The 18,975-nt window shown below is 69.3% G+C and carries 21 protein-coding genes; 11 read left to right on the top strand and 10 right to left on the bottom strand.

Annotated elements, in window-relative coordinates:
- Nucleotides 1-173: 173 nt before the first annotated feature.
- Nucleotides 174-671 (top strand): DUF3592 domain-containing protein, encoded by a 498-nt coding sequence (locus AC6JA9_RS14730; protein WP_223746525.1) that lies wholly within the window; start codon nucleotides 174-176, stop codon nucleotides 669-671.
- A gap of 63 nt (nucleotides 672-734) precedes the next feature.
- On the opposite strand, the gene AC6JA9_RS14725 is transcribed toward AC6JA9_RS14730, so the two are convergent.
- The 5 genes from AC6JA9_RS14725 to AC6JA9_RS14705 all read right to left on the bottom strand — a co-directional run bounded on the left by AC6JA9_RS14725 (nucleotide 735) and on the right by AC6JA9_RS14705 (nucleotide 4,446).
- On the bottom strand, nucleotides 735-1,301 hold the full coding sequence (locus AC6JA9_RS14725; protein ID WP_223746524.1) for a hypothetical protein: 567 nt from the start codon (nucleotides 1,299-1,301) through the stop codon (nucleotides 735-737).
- Nucleotides 1,302-1,518: 217 nt separating this feature from the next.
- Nucleotides 1,519-2,082 (bottom strand): hypothetical protein, encoded by a 564-nt coding sequence (locus tag AC6JA9_RS14720; RefSeq protein ID WP_223746523.1) that lies wholly within the window; start codon nucleotides 2,080-2,082, stop codon nucleotides 1,519-1,521.
- Nucleotides 2,083-2,127: 45 nt separating this feature from the next.
- A complete protein-coding gene (locus AC6JA9_RS14715; RefSeq protein WP_473567083.1) occupies nucleotides 2,128-2,673 on the bottom strand; it encodes a hypothetical protein in 546 nt (181 codons plus the stop codon).
- A 427-nt stretch (nucleotides 2,674-3,100) separates the two neighbouring features.
- Nucleotides 3,101-3,667 (bottom strand): hypothetical protein, encoded by a 567-nt coding sequence (locus AC6JA9_RS14710; protein WP_497959979.1) that lies wholly within the window; start codon nucleotides 3,665-3,667, stop codon nucleotides 3,101-3,103.
- Between the two features lie 215 nt (nucleotides 3,668-3,882).
- Nucleotides 3,883-4,446 (bottom strand): hypothetical protein, encoded by a 564-nt coding sequence (locus AC6JA9_RS14705; RefSeq protein ID WP_223746520.1) that lies wholly within the window; start codon nucleotides 4,444-4,446, stop codon nucleotides 3,883-3,885.
- A 328-nt stretch (nucleotides 4,447-4,774) separates the two neighbouring features.
- On the opposite strand from AC6JA9_RS14705, the gene AC6JA9_RS14700 reads away from it, so the two are divergent.
- Nucleotides 4,775-5,257 (top strand): GNAT family N-acetyltransferase, encoded by a 483-nt coding sequence (locus AC6JA9_RS14700; RefSeq protein ID WP_497959978.1) that lies wholly within the window; start codon nucleotides 4,775-4,777, stop codon nucleotides 5,255-5,257.
- Nucleotides 5,258-5,269: 12 nt separating this feature from the next.
- Here the strand turns inward: AC6JA9_RS14700 and AC6JA9_RS14695 are convergent, their stop codons facing one another.
- Nucleotides 5,270-5,902, bottom strand: coding sequence for a response regulator (locus AC6JA9_RS14695; RefSeq protein ID WP_223746518.1), 633 nt, complete (start codon nucleotides 5,900-5,902; stop codon nucleotides 5,270-5,272).
- A 170-nt stretch (nucleotides 5,903-6,072) separates the two neighbouring features.
- Here AC6JA9_RS14695 and AC6JA9_RS14690 point away from each other — a divergent pair, with 170 nt between their 5' ends.
- From AC6JA9_RS14690 to AC6JA9_RS14665, 6 genes are all read left to right on the top strand, one after another.
- Nucleotides 6,073-6,732: a hydrolase gene (locus AC6JA9_RS14690; RefSeq protein WP_223746517.1), complete on the top strand. Its 660-nt coding sequence runs from the start codon at nucleotides 6,073-6,075 to the stop codon at nucleotides 6,730-6,732.
- A gap of 103 nt (nucleotides 6,733-6,835) precedes the next feature.
- Nucleotides 6,836-8,692, top strand: coding sequence for an amidohydrolase (locus tag AC6JA9_RS14685; protein WP_497959976.1), 1,857 nt, complete (start codon nucleotides 6,836-6,838; stop codon nucleotides 8,690-8,692).
- Nucleotides 8,682-10,337 carry an MFS transporter gene (locus AC6JA9_RS14680; RefSeq protein ID WP_223783143.1) on the top strand — a complete coding sequence of 552 codons (1,656 nt, stop codon included), beginning with the start codon at nucleotides 8,682-8,684 and terminating at the stop codon, nucleotides 10,335-10,337. Before AC6JA9_RS14685 ends, AC6JA9_RS14680 begins: the two co-directional genes overlap by 11 nt.
- Nucleotides 10,334-10,561 (top strand): DUF1427 family protein, encoded by a 228-nt coding sequence (locus tag AC6JA9_RS14675; RefSeq protein ID WP_046712631.1) that lies wholly within the window; start codon nucleotides 10,334-10,336, stop codon nucleotides 10,559-10,561. Before AC6JA9_RS14680 ends, AC6JA9_RS14675 begins: the two co-directional genes overlap by 4 nt.
- Nucleotides 10,558-10,716, top strand: a complete 159-nt coding sequence (locus AC6JA9_RS14670) for a XapX domain-containing protein (RefSeq protein ID WP_497959974.1) — start codon at nucleotides 10,558-10,560, stop codon at nucleotides 10,714-10,716. The genes AC6JA9_RS14675 and AC6JA9_RS14670 overlap by 4 nt, the downstream gene beginning before the upstream one ends.
- Before the next feature lie 108 nt (nucleotides 10,717-10,824).
- Nucleotides 10,825-11,421: a tRNA-uridine aminocarboxypropyltransferase gene (locus AC6JA9_RS14665; protein WP_141327100.1), complete on the top strand. Its 597-nt coding sequence runs from the start codon at nucleotides 10,825-10,827 to the stop codon at nucleotides 11,419-11,421.
- 1 nt (nucleotide 11,422) lies between these two features.
- On the opposite strand, the gene AC6JA9_RS14660 is transcribed toward AC6JA9_RS14665, so the two are convergent.
- Nucleotides 11,423-12,166, bottom strand: a complete 744-nt coding sequence (locus tag AC6JA9_RS14660) for a class I SAM-dependent methyltransferase (protein ID WP_267696898.1) — start codon at nucleotides 12,164-12,166, stop codon at nucleotides 11,423-11,425.
- 95 nt (nucleotides 12,167-12,261) lie between these two features.
- Nucleotides 12,262-12,852, bottom strand: coding sequence for a DUF4291 domain-containing protein (locus AC6JA9_RS14655; RefSeq protein ID WP_223783146.1), 591 nt, complete (start codon nucleotides 12,850-12,852; stop codon nucleotides 12,262-12,264).
- 386 nt (nucleotides 12,853-13,238) lie between these two features.
- Between AC6JA9_RS14655 and AC6JA9_RS14650 the strand changes: the two genes are divergently transcribed.
- The 3 genes from AC6JA9_RS14650 to AC6JA9_RS14640 all read left to right on the top strand — a co-directional run bounded on the left by AC6JA9_RS14650 (nucleotide 13,239) and on the right by AC6JA9_RS14640 (nucleotide 15,930).
- A complete protein-coding gene (locus AC6JA9_RS14650) occupies nucleotides 13,239-15,419 on the top strand; it encodes a M4 family metallopeptidase (protein WP_497959973.1) in 2,181 nt (726 codons plus the stop codon).
- 115 nt (nucleotides 15,420-15,534) lie between these two features.
- A complete protein-coding gene (locus AC6JA9_RS14645; RefSeq protein WP_497959972.1) occupies nucleotides 15,535-15,753 on the top strand; it encodes a hypothetical protein in 219 nt (72 codons plus the stop codon).
- A gap of 9 nt (nucleotides 15,754-15,762) precedes the next feature.
- Complete coding sequence (locus AC6JA9_RS14640; RefSeq protein WP_223746511.1) at nucleotides 15,763-15,930, top strand: hypothetical protein; 168 nt, start codon at nucleotides 15,763-15,765, stop codon at nucleotides 15,928-15,930.
- Nucleotides 15,931-15,944: 14 nt separating this feature from the next.
- Here AC6JA9_RS14640 and AC6JA9_RS14635 read toward each other — a convergent pair whose 3' ends face one another.
- Entirely contained in the window at nucleotides 15,945-17,627 is a 1,683-nt protein-coding gene (locus tag AC6JA9_RS14635) for a glutamine--tRNA ligase/YqeY domain fusion protein (protein ID WP_141327090.1), read from the bottom strand.
- Between the two features lie 50 nt (nucleotides 17,628-17,677).
- Nucleotides 17,678-18,781 (bottom strand): glycosyltransferase, encoded by a 1,104-nt coding sequence (locus tag AC6JA9_RS14630; protein WP_473567095.1) that lies wholly within the window; start codon nucleotides 18,779-18,781, stop codon nucleotides 17,678-17,680.
- Between the last annotated feature and the right edge of the window lie 194 nt (nucleotides 18,782-18,975).

The raw sequence follows: 18,975 nt of genomic DNA, 5'->3' as shown, positions 1-18,975 counted from the left end.
CGCGTTCCGGGGAGCCCCAAGCGAACGGGCATGGGGCGAACCGCCCCACGCGGGGCGAATTGCCCCATCGCCGGATGATGGCCCCGAGGAGAGATGCTGGCGCGGCTTCTGCACTGCAGGAAGCGAACCGTGAGCCCTGGGGCCTCCCCGGGCCAGCGCGAGGACAGGCCGAGATGATGAAGGGATTGATGACGGGGTTGATGCTGCTGTTCGGCGTGATGCTGGCCTACGGAGGCGGACGCCTGCTGTACCGCGCGCATGCGAGCGAGCAGTGGCCCACCACCGAGGGCACCGTCGTCTCCTCGTCCGTGCAGACGATGCACGACCGGCGCAACACCCGCTTCCACCCCGAGGTGCGCTACGAGTACACGGTGGGCGGCAGCCACTACACGTCCGACACCGTCTCCTTCGGAGGCAACGACACGGGCGCGCTGCCGGACGCGCAGCGGCTGACGCGCCGGTATGCCTCCGGCACGAAGATGGCTGTCCACTACGCGCCGGACGACCCGGCCATCGCGTGCGTCGAATGCGGTGGCGCGGGCGTGTCCAGCTACGTCGTGATGTTCGGCGGCCTCGCCGTCGCCGGCGTCGCGGGGACGAGCATGGTGGACATGATCAGCGCCGACGCCCGCGAGCGTCGGCGCAACAAGGGCAGGCAGCTCTCCGCCTGACTCACGGACCTTTTGGTCACAGGGCGGGACGCGGGGCCACCGGCGCTTCGTCCCCCAAGAGACCTACAGCACCTTCGTAAGCACCAGGGTCTGGTTGCCGCTCATCCTGGGAAGGCCCTCAGGGGAACGACACGCATCCAGGTCCGTGGAGGCGAAGGTGACGGTGTTGACGGCCTGCGCGCCCTCGAACTTCCCCGACAGCACCGTCCCCGACTGCACCACCACGAGCAACGGTCCGTCCACGCGCGCCGAAATCTGCGTCAGTCGGAACGTCGAGACCTCGCCCGTGTTCCAGACGACCTGCCCCGCCGGCACCGGTAGGATGCCCAGCAGGTCCGCGCAGCTATAGCCCTGCCGGATGCCGTCCGTCCCGGACGTCCCGGACGTCACGCGCTCTCCCAGCACCGTGACGCAGTTGCTGAACACACTCTCACCATTGGTACGGACATCCTGAGGGAAGTCCCGCAGCGGCGGGGTGTAGCGGATCTGGATACCGCCCACCGGACACGTCACCACCGCCAGCGTCAGGACCTCACGCGGCGAGGCCCCTCCCTCAACGCTCGGCTCCGCGGACACCTGGCCACTCACGAGCAACAGCGACATCATCAGGCACGAAGCAATCTCACGCATGTCACACACCCCTTTCCGATGACAGAGGTCCCAGGGCTTCCCGGTCCCATCCGCATCGACGCAATCAGGAACAGCGCCTAACAACAGGACACAAGACACACTCATCTCACCGCGCCACGAACAGACAGCCATTGCTTCACCAGGCGACAGGCCGCGGTGTTCTTGACAGACAGCATCGTCCCTTCGAACGATGGACGTGCTGCCTCCGCCCGGCGACTCAGAGCACCCGGGTCAGCACGAGCGTCTGGGTGGCGCTCATGCCACGGAGCCCTTCGGGACTGCGGCACGCATCGAGGTCGGTGGAGGTGAAGGTGACGTTCATGACCACCGTGGCCCCCTCGAACTTCCCCGACAGCACCGTCCCCGTCTGAACCAACACGAACAGAGGCCCATCGGCTCGCACCGCCCCCTGCGTCAGTCGGAACGTCGAGACCTCTCCCGTGTTCCAGGTGAGCTGATTCGTCACAGGGACGATCTCCAACAGATCCGAACAAGAGGCGCCCCTCTTGACGAAGTCCGCCGCGCTCGACGTCGACCTGACGTCCTCACCCAGCAGCGTGTAGCAGTTGCTGAACCCTCCCGCCCCCTGGATGCGTACGTCCTGAGGAGTGTCCCGCAGCGGCGGGGTATACGTGGTCTGGAACGCTCCCACGGGACAGGTCACCACCGCCAGGGGCAGCAGTTCCTCCCGGTCGCGGTCCACCTCGCCTCGCGGCTCCGCCGACGAAGGACTGCCCGCGAGCATCATCCATCCCATCAGACATGAAGCCATTCCGCGCATGTCACGTCTCCTTCTCAGCATCGTGAGCCAACTTGCCGACGGCGCTCACAGCAGCCCCGTCAGGACGAGCGTCTGGGTTCCCTCCAGTCGAGCCAACCCTTCGGCGGACGAACAGGCCTCCAAGTCCGTCGAGAGATAGGAGAACGTCCGGACGACCGTCGCCCCTTCGAACTTCCCGGACCGGACCGTCCCCATCTGCACGAAGACGAGCGAGAGCCCCTCGGTGCGCACTGTCACCTGGGTCTGCGCGATTTCGGAGATCTCCCCTGTGTTCCAGGTCAGGCGCGCGAGGACCGGGACAATGGCCAGCAAATCCAGACAGCTGTACCCAGGACGGAACGTCTCCGTCCGGTTGCTCGCCGAAGAAACCTGGGCCCCCAGCAATCCGATGCATCCTCTGAGTTCCCCCGCCCCACGGACCGTCACGTCTTGGGGTTCGTTTTTCAAGGACGGAGAGTACTCGCTGACCGTCGTCCCCAACGGACACGTCAACAACGTCAACGCGGGAAGGACTCCTTCGCCCGACGCGCCGAACGCCGGACCACTGCCAAGCATCGCCAGCACCCACAGCCATGAAGCAAGTCCACGCATGTCCCCCACCTCATAGCGCCAGTTGCGCTCTCTTCGGGTCAAGGCCTTTCGCGCCAGACGCCCATGACACCAGACATCAAGCACGCGCGACGCCGCCCACGCTCGCGCGCACAAAACAGACATCGCGCGTGTCCCGACAGACAATGGACGGTGTCGGGACATCCCGTCCTCATCATGACGACGCACCGACGAACCCAGGACAAGGCCCGCGTCCCAGTCCGCCGCTCCGCAGTGGTGACGAGCGCCGTGCACGCACCTCGCGCCCGTGTGAGGCTCGCCGCCCCGCACCCTCGCGCGGCCTGCGGAGGAGCCTCGCGTGACCGGCCCCCTCCGTCCCCACACGGCCCTCCGACGATCCCGCCCTGGCCTCATGGGCGCGGCGTTCGCCCAGCTCCACCCCAGGTCCAGGTGCGTGAAACGGAGTGCTTTACAGCACCTTCGTGAGCACCAGGGTCTGGTTGCCGCTCATCCTGGGAAGCCCCTCGGGGGAACGGCACGCATCCAGGTCCGTGGCGGCGAAGGCGATGGTGTTGACGGCCTGCGCGCCCTCGAACTTCCCCGACAGCACCGTCCCCGACTGCACCACCACGAGCAACGGTCCGTCCACGCGCGCCGAAATCTGCGTCAGCCGGAACGTCGAGACCTCCCCCGTGTTCCAGACGAGCTGCCCCGCCGGCACCGGCACGATGCCCAGCAGGTCCGCACAGCTGTAGCCCTGCCGGACGCCGTCCGTCCCAGTCGTCCCGGACGTCACGCGCTCTCCCAGCACCGTGACGCAGTTGCTGAACACCCCCTCACCCTGGATACGGACATCCTGCGGGGTGTCCCGCAACGGCGGGTTGTAGCGAATCTGGACGCCGCCCACCGGACACGTCACCACCGCCAGCGTCAAGACCTCACGCGACGAAGCCCCTCCCTCAACGCTCGGCTCCGCGGACACCTGGCCACTCACGAGCAACAGCGAAATCATCAGGCACGAAGCAATCTCACGCATGTCACACACCCCTCCGATGACAGAGGTCCCAGGGCTCTCCGGTTCCATCCGCATCGACGCAATCAGGAACAGCGCCTAACAACAGGACACAAGACACACTCATCTCACCGCGCTACGAACAGACAGCCATTGCTCCACCAGGCAATCGCCGGCGGCAATCCCGACAGACAGCATCGTCCCTTCGAACGATGGACGTGCTGCCTCCGCCCGGCGACTCAGAGCACCCGGGTCATCACGAGCGTCTGGGTGGCGCTCATGCCACGGAGCCCCTCGGGACTGCGGCACGCATCGAGGTCCGTGGAGGTGAAGGTGACGTTCATGACCACCGTGGCTCCCTCGAACTTCCCCGACAGCACCGTCCCCGTCTGAACCAGCACCAGCAGGGGCCCATCCGCCCGCGCCGTCACCTGCGTCAGACGGAACGTCGAGACCTCTCCCGTGTTCCAGGTGAGCTGAATCGTCACCGGGAGGATCTCCAGCAGGTCAAAACAGTCGTAGTTCGGCCTGACGAAGTCCGTGGCACTCACCGACGATGTCACCCGCTCACCCAGGAGCGTGTAACAGTTGCTGAATCCTCCCTCCCCCTGGATGCGTACATCTTGAGGGGTCTCCCGCAGCGGCGGCGTGAACGTGGTCCGAAAGGCCCCCACGGGACAGGTCACCACCGCCAGGGGCAGGAGTTCCTCCTGGGCGCGGTCCACCTCGCCTCGCGGCTCGGCCCACGACGGACTCCCCAGGAGCATCATGAGCCCCAGCAGACACGAAGCCATTCCGCGCATGTCACCCACCTCCGGCGTCGAATATCCTCGGCCTCCCCAGCGCCGACGCGGCATCCGCACCGGCACAATCACTAACACCAACTCCCAAGAACAAGCGAATCCCGACGAATCCCCACCCCACAAACCAGACAACAGCCTTGTCCCTTCCGACAATGGACGCACCAACCGCGTCAGGGCAGCATCTGTCATTGTCCTTCCAGACAATGGACGCGGTGGACATCGCCCCCGTCCACCACCCCACAGAGATGACGCGAGGGGTGCACGCGCCTCGGGCCTGTGTGAGGCTCGCCGCCCCGCGCCTCTTGCGCGGCCCGCAGAGGAGCCCCGCATGACCATCACCCTCCGTCCCGCACAGCCCTCGGATGAACCCGCCCTGGGCCGCATGGGCGCGGCGCTCGCCCAGCTCCACCACGACTTCGACAACCAGCGCTTCATGATGCCCGACGACGTCGAGGCCGGTTACCGCTGGTGGCTGGGACGCGAAGCGAAGAAGCCGGACGCCGTCGTCATCGTCGCGGAGATGGATGGCGAGGTCGTGGGCTACGCCTACGGCCGCGTCGAGCCCGTGGACTGGAACGCCCTGCTGGACCGCTCCGGAGGCTTCCATGACCTCTGGGTGGACGACAAGGCGCGCAAGGCGGGCGTGGGCGCCCAGCTCGCCGAGGAGCTGATGCGTCGGCTCACCGCCCTGGGCGTGCCGCGCGTCGTGCTGCACACGGCCGCGAAGAACGAGGCCGCCCAGCGCATGTTCGCCCGCCTGGGCTGGCGCCCCACCATGGTGGAGATGACCCGCGAGGCCACCAAGCCCTGAGCCCGGCTCACCTCACAGGTCGATGATGCCCCGGCGCATCGCCACCACCACGGCGTGCGTCCGGTCCCGCGCGGAGAGCTTCGTCAGCACGTTCTTCATGTGCGTCTTCACGGTCTCCTCGGAGATGCCCATCTGCGCGGCGACCTCCTTGTTCGCGTTGCCCGCGGCCACGCGGATCAGCACCTCCCGCTCGCGCGCCGTCAGCTCGTCATCCGCCACGTGCTCCGCCAGCTCCGACGCGATGTCCGCGGCGATGCGGCGACGGCCGGCATGCACGCTGCGGATGGTCTCCACCAGCTCCTTGCGCAGCATGCTCTTGAGCAGGTAGCCGGACGCCCCCGCCTTGATGGCGCGCAGCGCCTGCGCATCTCCCTTGTACGTCGTCAGCACGATGATGCGCGCCGCGGGGAACTCCGCGCGGATGGCCGTGATGGCATCGATGCCGTTCATCCCCGGCATCTGCACGTCCATCAGCGTGATGTCCGGCGTGTGCGCCCGGTACGCCCGCAGCGCCTGCTCGCCCGTCTCCGCCTCCGCCACGAGCGTCATGTCCGGCTGACCGGCAATCATCCCGCAGAGCCCTTCACGCAACATCGGATGGTCGTCGACCACCAGGATGCGGATGTTCGCGTCCTTCGAAGTCATGCGTCGCAAGGTACCCCCGTCGTCGCCCCGTGAAAAGACTCACATCCGCGAGGCTGCCCATCGAAACGGCGCATCCCCCATTCGGGTGATGCCGACACGGGCCTCCCCGTGTTTCATGACAATGACTGAAATCAATTCCCTGACACCCCCGAAGCCCCGCGAGACGCCCCATGCCCAACGCCTCCCCCACGCCCGGCAAGAGCCTGCTCACCCCGGACAACCACGCGCTCATCCTGGTGGACCACCAGTCCCAGATGGCCTTCGCCACCCACAGCATCGAGCTGCCGCTGCTGCGCAACAACACCGCGCTCGTCTGCAAGGCCGCCGCGGGATTCCGCGTCCCCACGCTGCTCACCACCGTCGCGGAGAAGAGCTTCTCCGGCCCCCTGTTCCCCGAAATCAAGGAGGTCTTCCCCGAGGCGAAGGTCATCGACCGCACCACCATGAACTGCTGGGAGGACCCGAACGTCACCGAGCAGGTCAACCGCTTCGACAAGGCGCGCGTCGTGTTCGCCGGCCTCTGGACGGGCGTGTGCATCGTCGGCCCGGTGCTGTCCGCCATCGACCAGGGCTTCCAGGTGTATGTCATCACCGACGCCAGCGGTGACGTGTCCCAGGAGGCCCACGAGCGCGCCGTGCAGCGCATGGTGCAGGCCGGCGCCATCCCCATGACCAGCCTCCAGTACCTGCTGGAGCTCCAGCGCGACTGGGCGCGCGGCGCCACCTACGCCATGACCACGGGCGTCGCGGTCGCCCACGGCGGCGGCTACGGCCTGGGCGTGCAGTACGCCAAGAGCATGTTCAACGCCTCCGAGGGCGGCGGTCACTGACGTCCGCCGTGCCCCCTTCGTACCCCGGCGGCGGACTCGAAGCCCCCTCTCGAGCGCTCCGCCGGGCCGTCGTCCCGCCTCCCCCTCAGCACGAGCTCCCCTCATGGCCGACCTGATTGTCCGCAACGCCCGCGTCACCACCCTGGACCGGGACCTCCCCCAGGCCCAAGCCCTGGCCGTCACCGACGGCGTCGTGGAGGCCGTGGGAGACGAGCAAGACATCATGGCGCTCGCGACAGCCTCCACCCGGGTCATCGACGCGGGCGGGCGCAGGCTCATCCCCGGCCTCAATGACAGCCACATCCACCTGATTCGCGGCGGGCTCAACTACAACCTGGAGCTGCGGTGGGACGGCGTGCGCTCGCTGGCGGACGCCATGGCGATGCTGCGCGAGCAGGCGGCCCGCACGCCCGCGCCCCAGTGGGTCCGCGTGGTGGGCGGCTTCAGCGAGCACCAGTTCGTCGAGAAGCGCCTGCCCACGCTCGCCGAGCTCAACGCCGCGGCGCCCGAGACACCGGTCTTCATCCTCCACCTGTATGACCGGGCCCTGCTCAACGGCGCCGCCCTGCGCGCGGTGGGCTACGGCAAGGACACGCCCGAGCCGCCCGGGGGCCGCATCGAGCGCGACGCGCGCGGCAACCCCACCGGCCTGCTGCTGGCCAGCCCGAACGCCCTCATCCTCTATGCCACGCTCGCGCTGGGCCCCAAGCTGCCGCCGGAGTACCAGCTCAACTCCACGCGCCACTTCATGCGCGAGCTCAACCGGCTGGGCGTCACCTCCGTCATCGACGCGGGCGGCGGCTTCCAGAACTACCCGGAGGACTACGACATCATCCAGAAGCTGCACGCCGACGGCGAGCTGACGGTGCGCATCGCGTACAACCTCTTCACCCAGAAGAAGGGCTCCGAGCAGGCGGACTTCGAGCGCTGGACCCGCATGCTCTCGCCCCGGCAGGGCGACGACATGATGCGCCACAACGGCGCGGGCGAGATGCTGGTGTTCTCCGCGGCGGACTTCGAGGACTTCCGCGTGCCCCGCCCGGAGCTGCCCGCGGGCATGGAGGGTGAGCTGGGGTCCGTCGTCCACCTGCTCGCCAGCAAGCGCTGGCCCTTCCGCATCCACGCCACCTACGACGAGAGCATCAGCCGGGTGCTGGACGTCTACGAGAAGGTGAACCGCGAGGTGCCGCTGGACGGCCTGCACTGGTTCATCGACCACGCGGAGACCATCTCCGAGCGCAACCTCGAGCGGGTGCGCGCGCTCAGCGGCGGCATCGCCGTGCAGCACCGCATGGTCTACCAGGGCGAGTACTTCCAGGAGCGCTACGGCCAGGACGCCCTGCGCCGCACGCCGCCCGTCCGGAAGATGCTGGAATCGGGCGTGCCGGTGGGCGCGGGCACGGACGCCACGCGCGTGGCCAGCTACAACCCCTGGGTGGCGCTGTACTGGCTCGTCACGGGCCGCACGCTGGGCGGCCTGTCCATGTACGGCGAGGACAACCTGCTCGAACGCGAGGAGGCCCTGCGCCTGTGGACGCACGGCAGCGCGTGGTTCTCCCACGAGCAGGAGAAGAAGGGACTGCTCAAGCGGGGCTACCTCGCGGACTTCACCGTGCTGTCCTCGGACTACTTCCAGGTGCCCGAGGAGTCCATCCAGCACATCACCAGCGTGCTCACGGTGGTGGGCGGCCGGGTGGTGCACGGCACGGGAGACTTCGAGCCGCTGGCGCCCGAGCTGCCCCGGCCCATGCCGGACTGGTCCCCGGTGAATCGCTTCGGCGGCTACCAGGGCGGCACGCTGGCCCAGGCCCGCGAGGCCCTCGCCAACGCGTCACACGCCCACGGCGACGCCTGCGCCGTGCACGGCCACGGGAGGACACACGCGTCGCGCCACGAGGTGCCCACCTCCGACGCGACGGGCTTCTGGGGAGCGCTGGGGTGCCTCTGCTATGCCTTCTGAAGCGAACGTCGCGGTGAGCCCCGCCCCCGTGGCCCAGGAGGTGGGGGCCCTGGCGCCCCTGCGTCATGCCACGTTCCGCACGCTGTGGCTCGCGGTGCTGGCCAGCCACATCGGCACCTGGGTGCACGACGTGGCCGCGGCGTGGTTCATGTCGGAGCGCACCGGCTCGCCGCTGATGGTGGCCGCGGTGCAGTCGGCCACCACGATGCCCGTCGTCGTGTTCGCGCTGGTGGCGGGCACGCTGGCGGACATCGTCGACCGGCGGCGCTACCTCATCACCATCCAGGTGTGGATGCTGGTCATGGCCACGCTGCTCGCGTGGGCCTCCATGGTGGGGGAGATGACGGAGTGGACGCTGCTGGGGCTGACGTTCGCCCTGGGCATGGGCGCGGCCATGGCCATGCCGGCGCAGGCGGCCACCACCGCGGAGCTGGTCCCCAGGCCCCTGCTCGCGCCCGCCGTGGCGCTGAGCTCCATCGGGATGAACATCGCGCGCTCGGTGGGCCCCGCGCTCGGTGGGCTCATCGTCGCGCGCTTCGGCGTGGGGTGGGCCTTCTCCATCGACGCCGTCTCCTATCTGGGCGTGCTGCTGGCGCTCGTGTCCTGGCGGCGGGCGAAGGCGGAGTCCACGCTCCCGTCGGAGCCCTTCGGCACCGCGCTGCGCGGAGGGCTGCGGTACGCGGCGCGCTCGGGAGACTTGCGCTCGGTGCTGCTCAAGTCGGCCTGCTTCTACGCCTTCGCCAGCGCGCTGCCCGCGCAGCTCGCCATCGTCGTGCGCAAGGAGCTGGGCGCGGGCGCGGGCACGTACGGGCTCTTGCTCACGTGCATCGGCGCGGGCGCGGTGGCGGGCGCCGTCGTGCTGCCCCGCATGCGGGCGCGGTGGGGCGTGGACCGGTGGGTGCTGGGGGCGACGCTGCTCTACGCGCTCACCATGGTGACGGTGGCCTTCGTGCGCAGCCTGCCGGTCTTGGGCGTGGCCATGGTGGCCAACGGGCTGGCGTGGATCAGCGTGCTGTCCTCGCTCCAGACGGCCACGCACCTGTCGGTGCCCACCTGGGTTCGCGCCCGCGCGCTGTCGCTCTACATCGTGGTGTTCTCCGCGGGAATGGCCGGCGGCGGCCTGGTGTGGGGCTCGGTGGCCCAGCGCTTCGGCGTGCCCGTGTCGCTGACGGTGGCGGCGGGCGCGGCGGTGCTCGCGGGTTTCTTCTCGCTGCGCTTCCGCCTGGGCCAGGCCATGGCTCGCGACACCGCGCCGTCCGCCCACTGGCCCACGCCCCAGGTCTCCGAGGACGTCGAGAAGGACCAGGGCCCGGTCCTCGTGACGGTGGAGTACCGCGTCGCCCCCACGGGTCGCGCGGCGTTCCTCCCCCTGGTGCACCAGCTGGGCGACACGCGACGGCGCGACGGCGCGGTGCAGTGGGGCGTCATGGAGGACACGGCGGAGCCCGGGCGGTTCCTCGAGTACTTCGTGCTCGGCTCCTGGATGGAGCACCTGCGCCAGCACGAGCGCGTCACCCGCGAGGAGAAGGCGCTGCAGGAGCAGCTGCGCGCGCTGCACCAGGGCGCGCATCCCCCCGTGGTCCATCACTACGTCGGCGCCGCGCCGATGGTCCCCCGCCGCACCCCCTTGGAGAACGACGCGTGAACTGGAAACTGTGTGTGGGACTGCTGCTGGGCCTGGGCATCGGCTTCGGCTGTCGCTGGCTGGGGGTGCCCGTGCCCGCGCCGCCGGCGCTCGTCGGCGCGCTGCTCGTCGTCACCATGACGACGGGCTACACGCTCACGGACCGGCTGCTCGCCTCGCGCCCGTCGCGCAATCACATCCACTGCGGTGGGCCCACCGGGGAGACCCAGGAGAGCAGGTCATGACCCTGGCCCTCGTCGGCGTCGCCCTGGCGCTGCTCATCGGCGCGGGATGCCGGCTGCTCGACATCCCCCTGCCCGCCCCCCCGAAGATCCAGGGCGCCCTGCTCGTGGTGGCCATGACGGTGGGGTTCCTCCTGGGGGAGCGGCTGCTGGGCTGAGCCCTCCGGCCTGTATCAATCACACTGGGGGAGCGGGCCGGGCCCCACCTCCCGACGGGGCGAAACAACGCTTCTCTTCCGGGGGGCCACGGAACAGGATGTCGGAGGATGTCTTCGCGCGTTGCCCTCCGCCCCCGATGTGACCGCTGCTATCTCCCGTCGCACCTGTGTCTGTGCGCGGAGATTCCCCGCGTGCAGACGCGCACGCGGTTCCTCCTGGTGCAGCACGCGCTGGAGATCCGCAAGAAGAGCAACACCGGCCGGGTGGCCGCGCTCGCCCTCACCAACGCCACCCTGCTCACCCACGGCTCGCCCGCCGACGTCCTGGACAGCTCCCTGTTCGCCGAGCCCGGCACGTGGCTGCTCTTCCCGGACGGGCCCGAGCTCCCCGAGGACACCCCGCCGCCCCGGCAGGTGGTGGTGCTGGATGGCAGCTGGTCCCAGGCGCGGCGGATGAGCCAGCGGCTCCCCACGCTGCGCCTGCTCCCCCGGCTCGTGCTGCCGCCGCCGCCCCCGGGAATGCTCCACCTGCGCGAGCCGAGCCACCCTGCGGGCATGTCCACCCTGGACGCGATAGCCCGCGCGGTGGAGCTGCTGGAGGGGCCCCAGACGGCGGCCCCCCTGGCGCGCCTCGCCCAGCTGCGCGTCCAGCGCATCGCCGAGTGCGGCTCGCTCAACCGCGAGGCGATGGGCCCCAGCCGCTGAGTCACGGCCTCGGGATGAGCACCATGTCCTCGTCCTGCTCCAGCTGGTAGGTGCCGTCCGGACGCAGGCAGGCCTCCGCGTGCAGGCGCAGCTTCCGGTCCATCTCCCGCGACGCCTCCGGCCCCATCGCCGCGAGCTGCTCGGCCGTGAAGCACCCCTCCAGCACGAAGAAGCGGCAGAGGGTGAACATCTCCTCGAAGGTGCGCGCGGTGAAGCCGCTCATCGCCGGGAGGACCTCGTGCGAGAGCGACATGCGCCCCAGGGTGTCCAGGAGCAGCTGCCCGAAGTTCAGCGTGTCGGCGAAGTCGCGGCACAGCTCGAACGTGGGCCCGCGCCCCGCCGCCATGATGATGAGGGCGTGGCCTCCGGGACGCACGAACGACAGGAGCCGGTCGATGAAGCCCGGCCAGTCCGAGGGCGGCACGTGGTACAGGACGTGGGAGCACAGGACCAGGTCGAAGCGCTCGGACGAATCGAACCGCTCGAAGGGCTCGATGAGCACCTTCGCCTTCTCCAGCCGCAGCTGCGCCACCTGCTCCGGGTTGGGTTCGAGCAACGTGAGCGAGCCGAAGCGCGTCGCCAGCGCCTGGGCCACCTTGCCGGAGCCCGCGCCCACGTCCAGGAGCGACGGCGCCTGGGACATGCGCGCAGACAAGCGCTCCTCGACGAGCCGCGCGATGTTCTCCGGATGGCGCGCGGTGGATGCGAGCAGACGGAACGCGGTGGCGTACTCCCGCGGGGACATCGTGATTCCCATCGTCAGACCCCCAGCTCCAGTTGAACGGCCCCTCCCCCAGCCAGGGAAGGTGCCCCGAGCGTACAGCGGACGCTGCCCGCCGTTCACATCCCCAGTCGGCGCACCAGCTCCCGCGGCACCGGATAGACGGCCTCGCGGGGCAACAGCCGGGTGGCCTGCTCCGCGCGCCCCTCGTCCAGGTGCTTGCGCAGCTTGTGCACCAGCGGCGTCACGTCGGTGATGGAGACCACCCAGTCCTCCACGTAGCGCTGGATGATGGCGCGCCCCAGCCCCACCTGGATGCTGTCGTGCGGCAGCCCCGCGCCACGCAACGAGCGCTCCGGGTCCCACTGGACGTGGACGGGCGCCACCTCGAAGGCCTTCCTCCAGGCCTCCGGTGAGCCGTGGGCGCCGGGCTCGTACGCGGTGAGCACGCCCACCGCCAGCGCCGCCTCCCACCCCGCGCGGTGGATGCGCACCGCCAGGGTCCGCTCCTGCCCGCTCTTGCGCCCCCAGTTGGAGCGGTGCATCAGCCACAGGAAGCTGGGCTTGATCCAGGTCATCCGCCCCACGGAGAACGGCGGCCCGAAGCGCTGCGTCGCCACCGCCACGTCCGCGATGGCGTCCGGATAGGCCTGATACATCACGATGGAGCCCCGGTCGAAGTCCGCGCGAACCTCCCGCCGCGCGCTCATGACACCAGCCTCCACCCACATCCTCGTCGCATGACGCGCACCGTAGCAGCTTCGCGTCCTTTCATTCCCTGAGAATCCCAGACATGGCGGACCCTGTCCTGGAGTCCCAGACGAGCGGGTGATGGAACACGCGTTCCCAGGTCCTCCGGACACCGCGAGCGACCAACATCAGGCAACGGACGCTGTCGCGGAGGGAGGTGTTCAGGACAAGCAAACTCCGACGGGGAGGGAGAGGGCACTGCCGGGGCCTCGCGATAGATTGCCATGGGGTTGCCGGTACCGAATTCTCCTTCGGGTTGTGATTGCACAGGCTGGCGACTTCATCTCTCGCTGGGGGGTAGTGCATGTTTGTGAAACGGGGACGCGGTGTCCTGGGTGCCACGCTGTTGAGCCTGACACTGAGCGCCTGCACCGATGCCGACACACCGAAGGACCTACACGACGACGCCGCCACCCAGGCAGCAGCGGCCCTCGCCCAGGGCCATGAAGTCCTCTCCGCGGACCCGGACCAGGTCCCCACCTTCCTCCGAGGCAGGTTCGGTGAGGTCCCCACCGGCAAGCTCGCCCTCAAGGGACTTCAGACCCACTCCCTCGCGCCGGTGCTCGCCCGGGTGGCACCGCTCTTCAAGCTCGACACCGAGCAGCTCTTCTTGAAGAAGGCCTACGTCGGCTCCGACGGGGACACGCACTACCGCTTCGGCGTGCGCTACCACGGCGTGGAGGTGCTGGGCGCGGAGCTGCGGCTGCACGCGCGCGACGGCCAGGTCTTCGCCGTCAACGGCAACGCGCGAGGAGGCCTTGCCGCCCTCCAGAGCGACCCCATCGGCGTGGACCTGGCGAAGGCCAACGCCCTGGCGGACAAGGGTTCGGTGCCGGGCCTCGTCGTCCGCAAGGCGCCCGCGCTCGTCTACTGGAGGGACCAGGACCAGCTCATCCTCTCCTGGCGGGTGCTGGTGGCGGGCGCGAAGCAGGACGGCACGCCCGTGAAGGAGTCGGTGCTCGTCAACGCCCGCTCCGGCGAGGTGTTCGAGCGCTTCAACCACATCCACTCCGCGCTCGACCGCATCGTCTACGACGGCCAGAACACCAACGACCTGCCGGGGACGGTGGCGCGCCGGGAGGGAGAAGCACCGCACGCGGACCCCGTCGTCAACGCGGCGTACGACAACACGGGCGCCGTCTGGCGCTGCTACAAGGAGCTGTTCGACCGCGACTCCTACGACGACCTCGGCGCGACGCTCCACTCCACCGTCCACCACCGCGTCAACTACGTGAACGCGTACTGGGACGGCGAGCAGATGGTCTTCGGCGACGGTGACGGCACCACCGCCATCAACCTGGCCTACGGCCTGGACGTCATCGCCCACGAGCTGACGCACGCGGTGACGGAAGTCGACTCGGACCTCATCTATTCGGGTGAGTCCGGCGGCCTCAACGAGTCCATCTCCGACATCTTCGGCGCCGTCTGCGAGTGGCACAGCGAGGGCAAGGTCATCAACGAGGGCACCTACCTGGTGGGCGAGGACGTGTGGACGCCCGAAGTCCCCGGCGATGCGCTGCGCTACATGAACAACCCCACCCAGGATGGGGACTCGCTGGACGACTACCACAACTACAGCAACGGCGTGGACGTCCACTACAGCTCGGGCATCTCCAACCTGGCCTTCTACCTGCTGGCCCAGGGCGGCACGCACCCGCGCTTCCCCACGCGCCCGGCCGTGACGGGCATCGGCATCGAGATGGCGGGCCGCATCTTCTACAAGGCCAACCGGGACCTGCTGATGCCCAACTCCACCTTCGACGCCGCGAGGATCGCCACCGAGCAGGCCGCCGTCCAGCTGGGCTACGACGCGTCCGTCGTCGCCTCCGTCGCCGCGGCCTGGAAGGCCGTGAACGTGGGCGTGGTGTTCGAGCCGACCGACCCCTTCGAGCTGGAGCGCAACGTGCCCGTCGTCCTCTCCGGCACGGCGAGCGGCGCCAAGGAGTACGGCTGGGCCGAGGTGCCCGAGGGCGCCACCAACCTGCGCTTCACCCTGTCCGGCACCACGGGCGACCCGGACCTGTACATCCGCCAGGGCAACTACCCCACGACGGGCCTCTATGACTGCCGGCCCTACCGCTCCGGCGCCAACGAGGAGTGCGTCTTCCCCACGCCCACCGCCGGCAAGTGGTACGCGATGGTCAACACCTATACGCCCTACACCAACGCCTCGCTGGTGATGAAGTTCGACGGCGGCTTCTTCCCGCTCGAGCCCAACGTGGTGGTGAGCGGACTGTCCGCCCCCGCCAATGGCAGCCATGGCTACATCGTGCAGGTGCCGGCGCGCGCGAACGGGAAGCCGCGCAGCGTCACCGTGCAGTTGCTGGGCGGCACGGGCAACGCGGACCTCTACGTGCGCATGGGGGCCATCCCCAACCATTACGAGTACGACTGCCGCGGCATGAAGGAGACCAACGCCGAGAAGTGCGTCATCCCCCAGGTCACCTCCGGCAAGCTGTATGTCTGGGTCGTCGGCGCGAAGGGCGGCTATCAGAACACCGCCATCCTCGTGTCCTATCCTCCCTGACACGTGACACCCGCCCTCGCGGCCTCCACCTCCGCCCGGACCGACGGGCGGCGGGGACGGCCGCGCGGGGCCCCACGTGTGTCCGCGCCCGGAGCGGGGCTACACTGCCGGGGTCATGCTCCCGCTGAACGACAGGGCTGGGTTGTCCCCCGAGGAGCGCTCGGCGCTGGAGCGGGAGCTTGGGCCGCTCACCCTGCTCCAGGACGTGGTGCGGTGGGGCTTCGCGAGCACGCCGCCGCGCGACGTGACCGAGGTCGTCGTCCAGGACGAGTTCACCCACGACGTGGTGGTGCCCTGGAAGGACGGGGGCTACCTCGTCTTCGACACCACCTGACTGGGCGGTGTGATTGCGGTCTCCGTGTGGGACCGTCGCCCCAGCGCCGATGACCTCCTGGACGCCCGGCTCCAGGCGGGCTGGACGCCCACGCCCACGAGCACCGTCGAGGGGGACGTCATCCTGGGTCACGCCGCGTGCAGGGTGCCGCCCGGCAAGGGCCCGGCGACACCCTGAGCGTGTGTCCTCGACTACTTGCCCTTCTCCTTCACCCACGAGTCCTTCAGGGACACGGTGCGGTTGAAGACGGGCTTGCCGGGCTGCGAGTCCTTCGGGTCCGCGAAGAAGTAGCCCAGCCGCTCGAACTGGAAGCGCGACTCCGGCGCCGCGTCGGCGAGCATCGGCTCGACGCGCGCCGAGCGCAGCACCTCCAGGCTGTTCGGGTTCAGGAACGTGGTGAAGTCCGTCGCGTCGTCCGAGTCCGGGCTCTCCACGGAGAAGAGCCGGTCATACAGCCGCACCTCCGCGGTGGGCGCGTTGCCCGGCACCCAGTGCAGGGTGCCCTTCACCTTGCGGCCATCCGGCGAGTCCCCGCCGCGCGTGGCCGGGTCATAGGTGCAGCGCAGCTCCACCACCTTGCCGTCCGCGTCCTTGATGACCTCCTTGCAGGTGATGAAGTACGCCGAGCGCAGGCGCACCTCCTTGCCCGGCGCCAGCCGGAAGAAGCCCTTGGCGGGGACCTCCATGAAGTCGTCCGCCTCGATGTAGAGCTCGCGCATGAACGGCACCTGGCGCGTGCCCATCTCCGGCTTCTGCGGGTGGTTCTGCACCTCCAGCATCTCCACCTGGCCTTCGGGGTAGTTCTCCACCACCACCTTGAGCGGCCGCAGCACCGCCATGGCCCGGGGCGCCGTCTCGTTCAGGTCCTCCCGGATGCACAGCTCCAGCACGCCCATGTCGATGAGCTGCTGCGTCTTGCTGACGCCCGCGCGCGTGGCGAAGTCGCGGATGGACGCGGGCGTGAAGCCCCGGCGGCGCAGGCCGCTGATGGTCATCATCCGCGGGTCGTCCCAGCCGGAGACGTACTTCTCCGTGACGAGCTTGAGCAGCTTGCGCTTGCTCATCACCGTGTAGTTGAGGTTCAGCCGGTTGAACTCGTACTGGTACGGCCGGTCCCCTTTGATGAGGCTGTCGACGATCCAGTCGTACAGCACCCGCCGGTTCTCGAACTCCAGCGTGCAGACGGAGTGCGTGATTCCCTCAATCGCGTCCGACAGGCAGTGCGCGAAGTCGTAGAGCGGGTAGATGGGCCACGCCTCGCCGGTGCGGTGATGGTGCGCGTGGCGGATGCGGTAGATGGGCGGGTCGCGCAGCACGGGGTTGGGCGACGCCATGTCGATTTTGGCGCGCAGCGTGTGCTTGCCGTCGGGGAACTCCCCGCCGCGCATGCGCGAGAACAGGTCCAGGTTCTCCTCCACGGAGCGGGTGCGGTACGGGCTGTCACGACCCGGCGTGGTGAAGTCGCCGCGGTACTCGCGAATCTCCTCCGGCGACAGGCTGCACACGTACGCCTTGCCCTGCTTGATGAGCTGCACGGCGAAGTCGTAGAGCTTCGGGAAGTAGTCGGAGGCGTAGAACTTGCGGTCCGCCCAGTCGAAGCCGAGCCACTTCACGTCGCGCTGGATGGCCTCGACGTAGTCGGTGTCCTCGGTGACGGGGTTGGTGTCGTCGAAGCGCAGGTTGCACAGCCCCTCGTATTGCTTCGCCAGCCCGAAGTTGAGGCAGATGGACTTGGCGTGGCCGATGTGGAGGTAGCCGTTGGGCTCGGGCGGGAAGCGGGTGTGCACGCGTCCCGCGTGCTTTCCCGTGCGCCGGTCTTCCTCGATGATCTCCTGGAGGAAGTTCAGGCCCTGCGTCTCGTTCGTCGTCGTCATGATGGGGGCGAATCCTCGTGAAGCCGCCCGGGGCCGGCAAGGGATTCCTTTCAGAGCGAGTCCAGGAGCGCCTCCCAGGCCCCCAGCGCCTTGGCCGAGGACAGCTCCTCCGCGCGGGCCCGGGCCTTCCGGGCCAGGTCCTTGCGGTGCACCTCGTCCGAGACGGCTCGGGCCAGCGCCTGGGCCAGCGCCGGGGCGTCCTCCACTGGAACCAGCACGCCGTGCCGCCCATTCTCCAGCACCTCCGCGGGGCCGGACGGGCAGTCGGTGCTCACCACCGGGCACCCCAGGGCGAGCGCCTCCAGGAGCACCATGGGCAGCCCCTCGAACCGGGAGGACAGCGCGAACACCGCCGCGCGGCGCATCAGCGCGTGCGGATTGGACGCGAAGCCCGGCATGAACACGCTCGACTCCACCCCCAGCGAGCGCGCTAGCGCCTTCAGTTCGGCCTCCAGCGAGCCCACCCCCAGGATGAGCAGGTGGTGGTCCACGCCCTCCTGGCGCGCCAGGGCATGGGCGCGGATGAGCACGTCGAAGCCCTTCTGGGGCTCCAGCCGGCCCACGGCGATGACCACCGGGCGCTCGAAGACGGGGCCCGCCCAGTCCGGCACCGGCCCGTCCGCGGCGGCGCGCACCACCTCCCCGTCCACGAAGTTGGGGATGACCTGCAGCCGCTCCTCGGGCACGGGGACCAGGGACTGGAAGGAGCGCGCCGTGTCATGGCCACACGCGACGATGCGCTGCATGCGCGGGTAGAGCAGCCGCAGGCCCCACAGCTGGCGGCGCGGCTGCTCGCGGTGGAAGGCACCCCAGTCGAAGTGGATCATCCCCACCACGGGCTTGCCGAGCAGCTTCCCGGCCAGGCAGGCCAACAGCGCCGCGCGCCCCTCCTGCCCCGCGACGATGACGTCCGCCTCGCGGGCATGGCGCAACAGGTGCCACAGGTACAGGGGCAGGTTCTGCCGGTGGTAGTCGTAGGAGTCGGTAGCCCAGGAGACCTCGGTGTTCGCGGGCAGCCGGTCCTCGCGCCCCGGTGGAGGTCGGTGGTGGAAGAACAGCCGGGTGGCGAAGCGCCGGGGGTCCAGCCCCGCGAGGACGTTGCACACCGAGCGCTCGATGCCGCCTCCGCCCAGGAACACGAGCGTGAACAGCACTCGCTTCCTCCCAGGGTCTTTCGAGGCGTCTCGTGGCACCGGCACCAGCATCCAGCCCCCCACTCCCTGAAGGCGGGTGCACCGTAACCCAAGGGTGTCACGCCCGCCAACAAGACGGCCGGCTGCAACGTCTCCTGGCGACACATCGCGCGCCTCCCGGCGTACGCTCCGCCGGCACCCGGGCAGACCGCCGG

The organism is Myxococcus sp. MH1 (assembly GCF_059738865.1).
The sequence above is the reverse complement of the archived record's forward strand: the minus strand, read 5'-3'. Positions and strand labels throughout refer to the sequence as shown.

Bases quoted from the DNA above. Each gene is read 5' to 3' on its own strand.
- AC6JA9_RS14730 (WP_223746525.1), top strand. From the start codon at position 174: ATGATGAAGGGATTGATGACGGGGTTGATGCTGCTGTTCGGCGTGATG.
- AC6JA9_RS14725 (WP_223746524.1), bottom strand. From the start codon at position 1,301: ATGCGTGAGATTGCTTCGTGCCTGATGATGTCGCTGTTGCTCGTGAGT.
- AC6JA9_RS14720 (WP_223746523.1), bottom strand. From the start codon at position 2,082: ATGCGCGGAATGGCTTCATGTCTGATGGGATGGATGATGCTCGCGGGC.
- AC6JA9_RS14715 (WP_473567083.1), bottom strand. From the start codon at position 2,673: ATGCGTGGACTTGCTTCATGGCTGTGGGTGCTGGCGATGCTTGGCAGT.
- AC6JA9_RS14710 (WP_497959979.1), bottom strand. From the start codon at position 3,667: ATGCGTGAGATTGCTTCGTGCCTGATGATTTCGCTGTTGCTCGTGAGT.
- AC6JA9_RS14705 (WP_223746520.1), bottom strand. From the start codon at position 4,446: ATGCGCGGAATGGCTTCGTGTCTGCTGGGGCTCATGATGCTCCTGGGG.
- AC6JA9_RS14700 (WP_497959978.1), top strand. From the start codon at position 4,775: ATGACCATCACCCTCCGTCCCGCACAGCCCTCGGATGAACCCGCCCTG.
- AC6JA9_RS14695 (WP_223746518.1), bottom strand. From the start codon at position 5,902: ATGACTTCGAAGGACGCGAACATCCGCATCCTGGTGGTCGACGACCAT.
- AC6JA9_RS14690 (WP_223746517.1), top strand. From the start codon at position 6,073: ATGCCCAACGCCTCCCCCACGCCCGGCAAGAGCCTGCTCACCCCGGAC.
- AC6JA9_RS14685 (WP_497959976.1), top strand. From the start codon at position 6,836: ATGGCCGACCTGATTGTCCGCAACGCCCGCGTCACCACCCTGGACCGG.
- AC6JA9_RS14680 (WP_223783143.1), top strand. From the start codon at position 8,682: ATGCCTTCTGAAGCGAACGTCGCGGTGAGCCCCGCCCCCGTGGCCCAG.
- AC6JA9_RS14670 (WP_497959974.1), top strand. From the start codon at position 10,558: ATGACCCTGGCCCTCGTCGGCGTCGCCCTGGCGCTGCTCATCGGCGCG.
- AC6JA9_RS14665 (WP_141327100.1), top strand. From the start codon at position 10,825: ATGTCTTCGCGCGTTGCCCTCCGCCCCCGATGTGACCGCTGCTATCTC.
- AC6JA9_RS14660 (WP_267696898.1), bottom strand. From the start codon at position 12,166: ATGTCCCCGCGGGAGTACGCCACCGCGTTCCGTCTGCTCGCATCCACC.
- AC6JA9_RS14655 (WP_223783146.1), bottom strand. From the start codon at position 12,852: ATGAGCGCGCGGCGGGAGGTTCGCGCGGACTTCGACCGGGGCTCCATC.
- AC6JA9_RS14645 (WP_497959972.1), top strand. From the start codon at position 15,535: ATGCTCCCGCTGAACGACAGGGCTGGGTTGTCCCCCGAGGAGCGCTCG.
- AC6JA9_RS14635 (WP_141327090.1), bottom strand. From the start codon at position 17,627: ATGACGACGACGAACGAGACGCAGGGCCTGAACTTCCTCCAGGAGATC.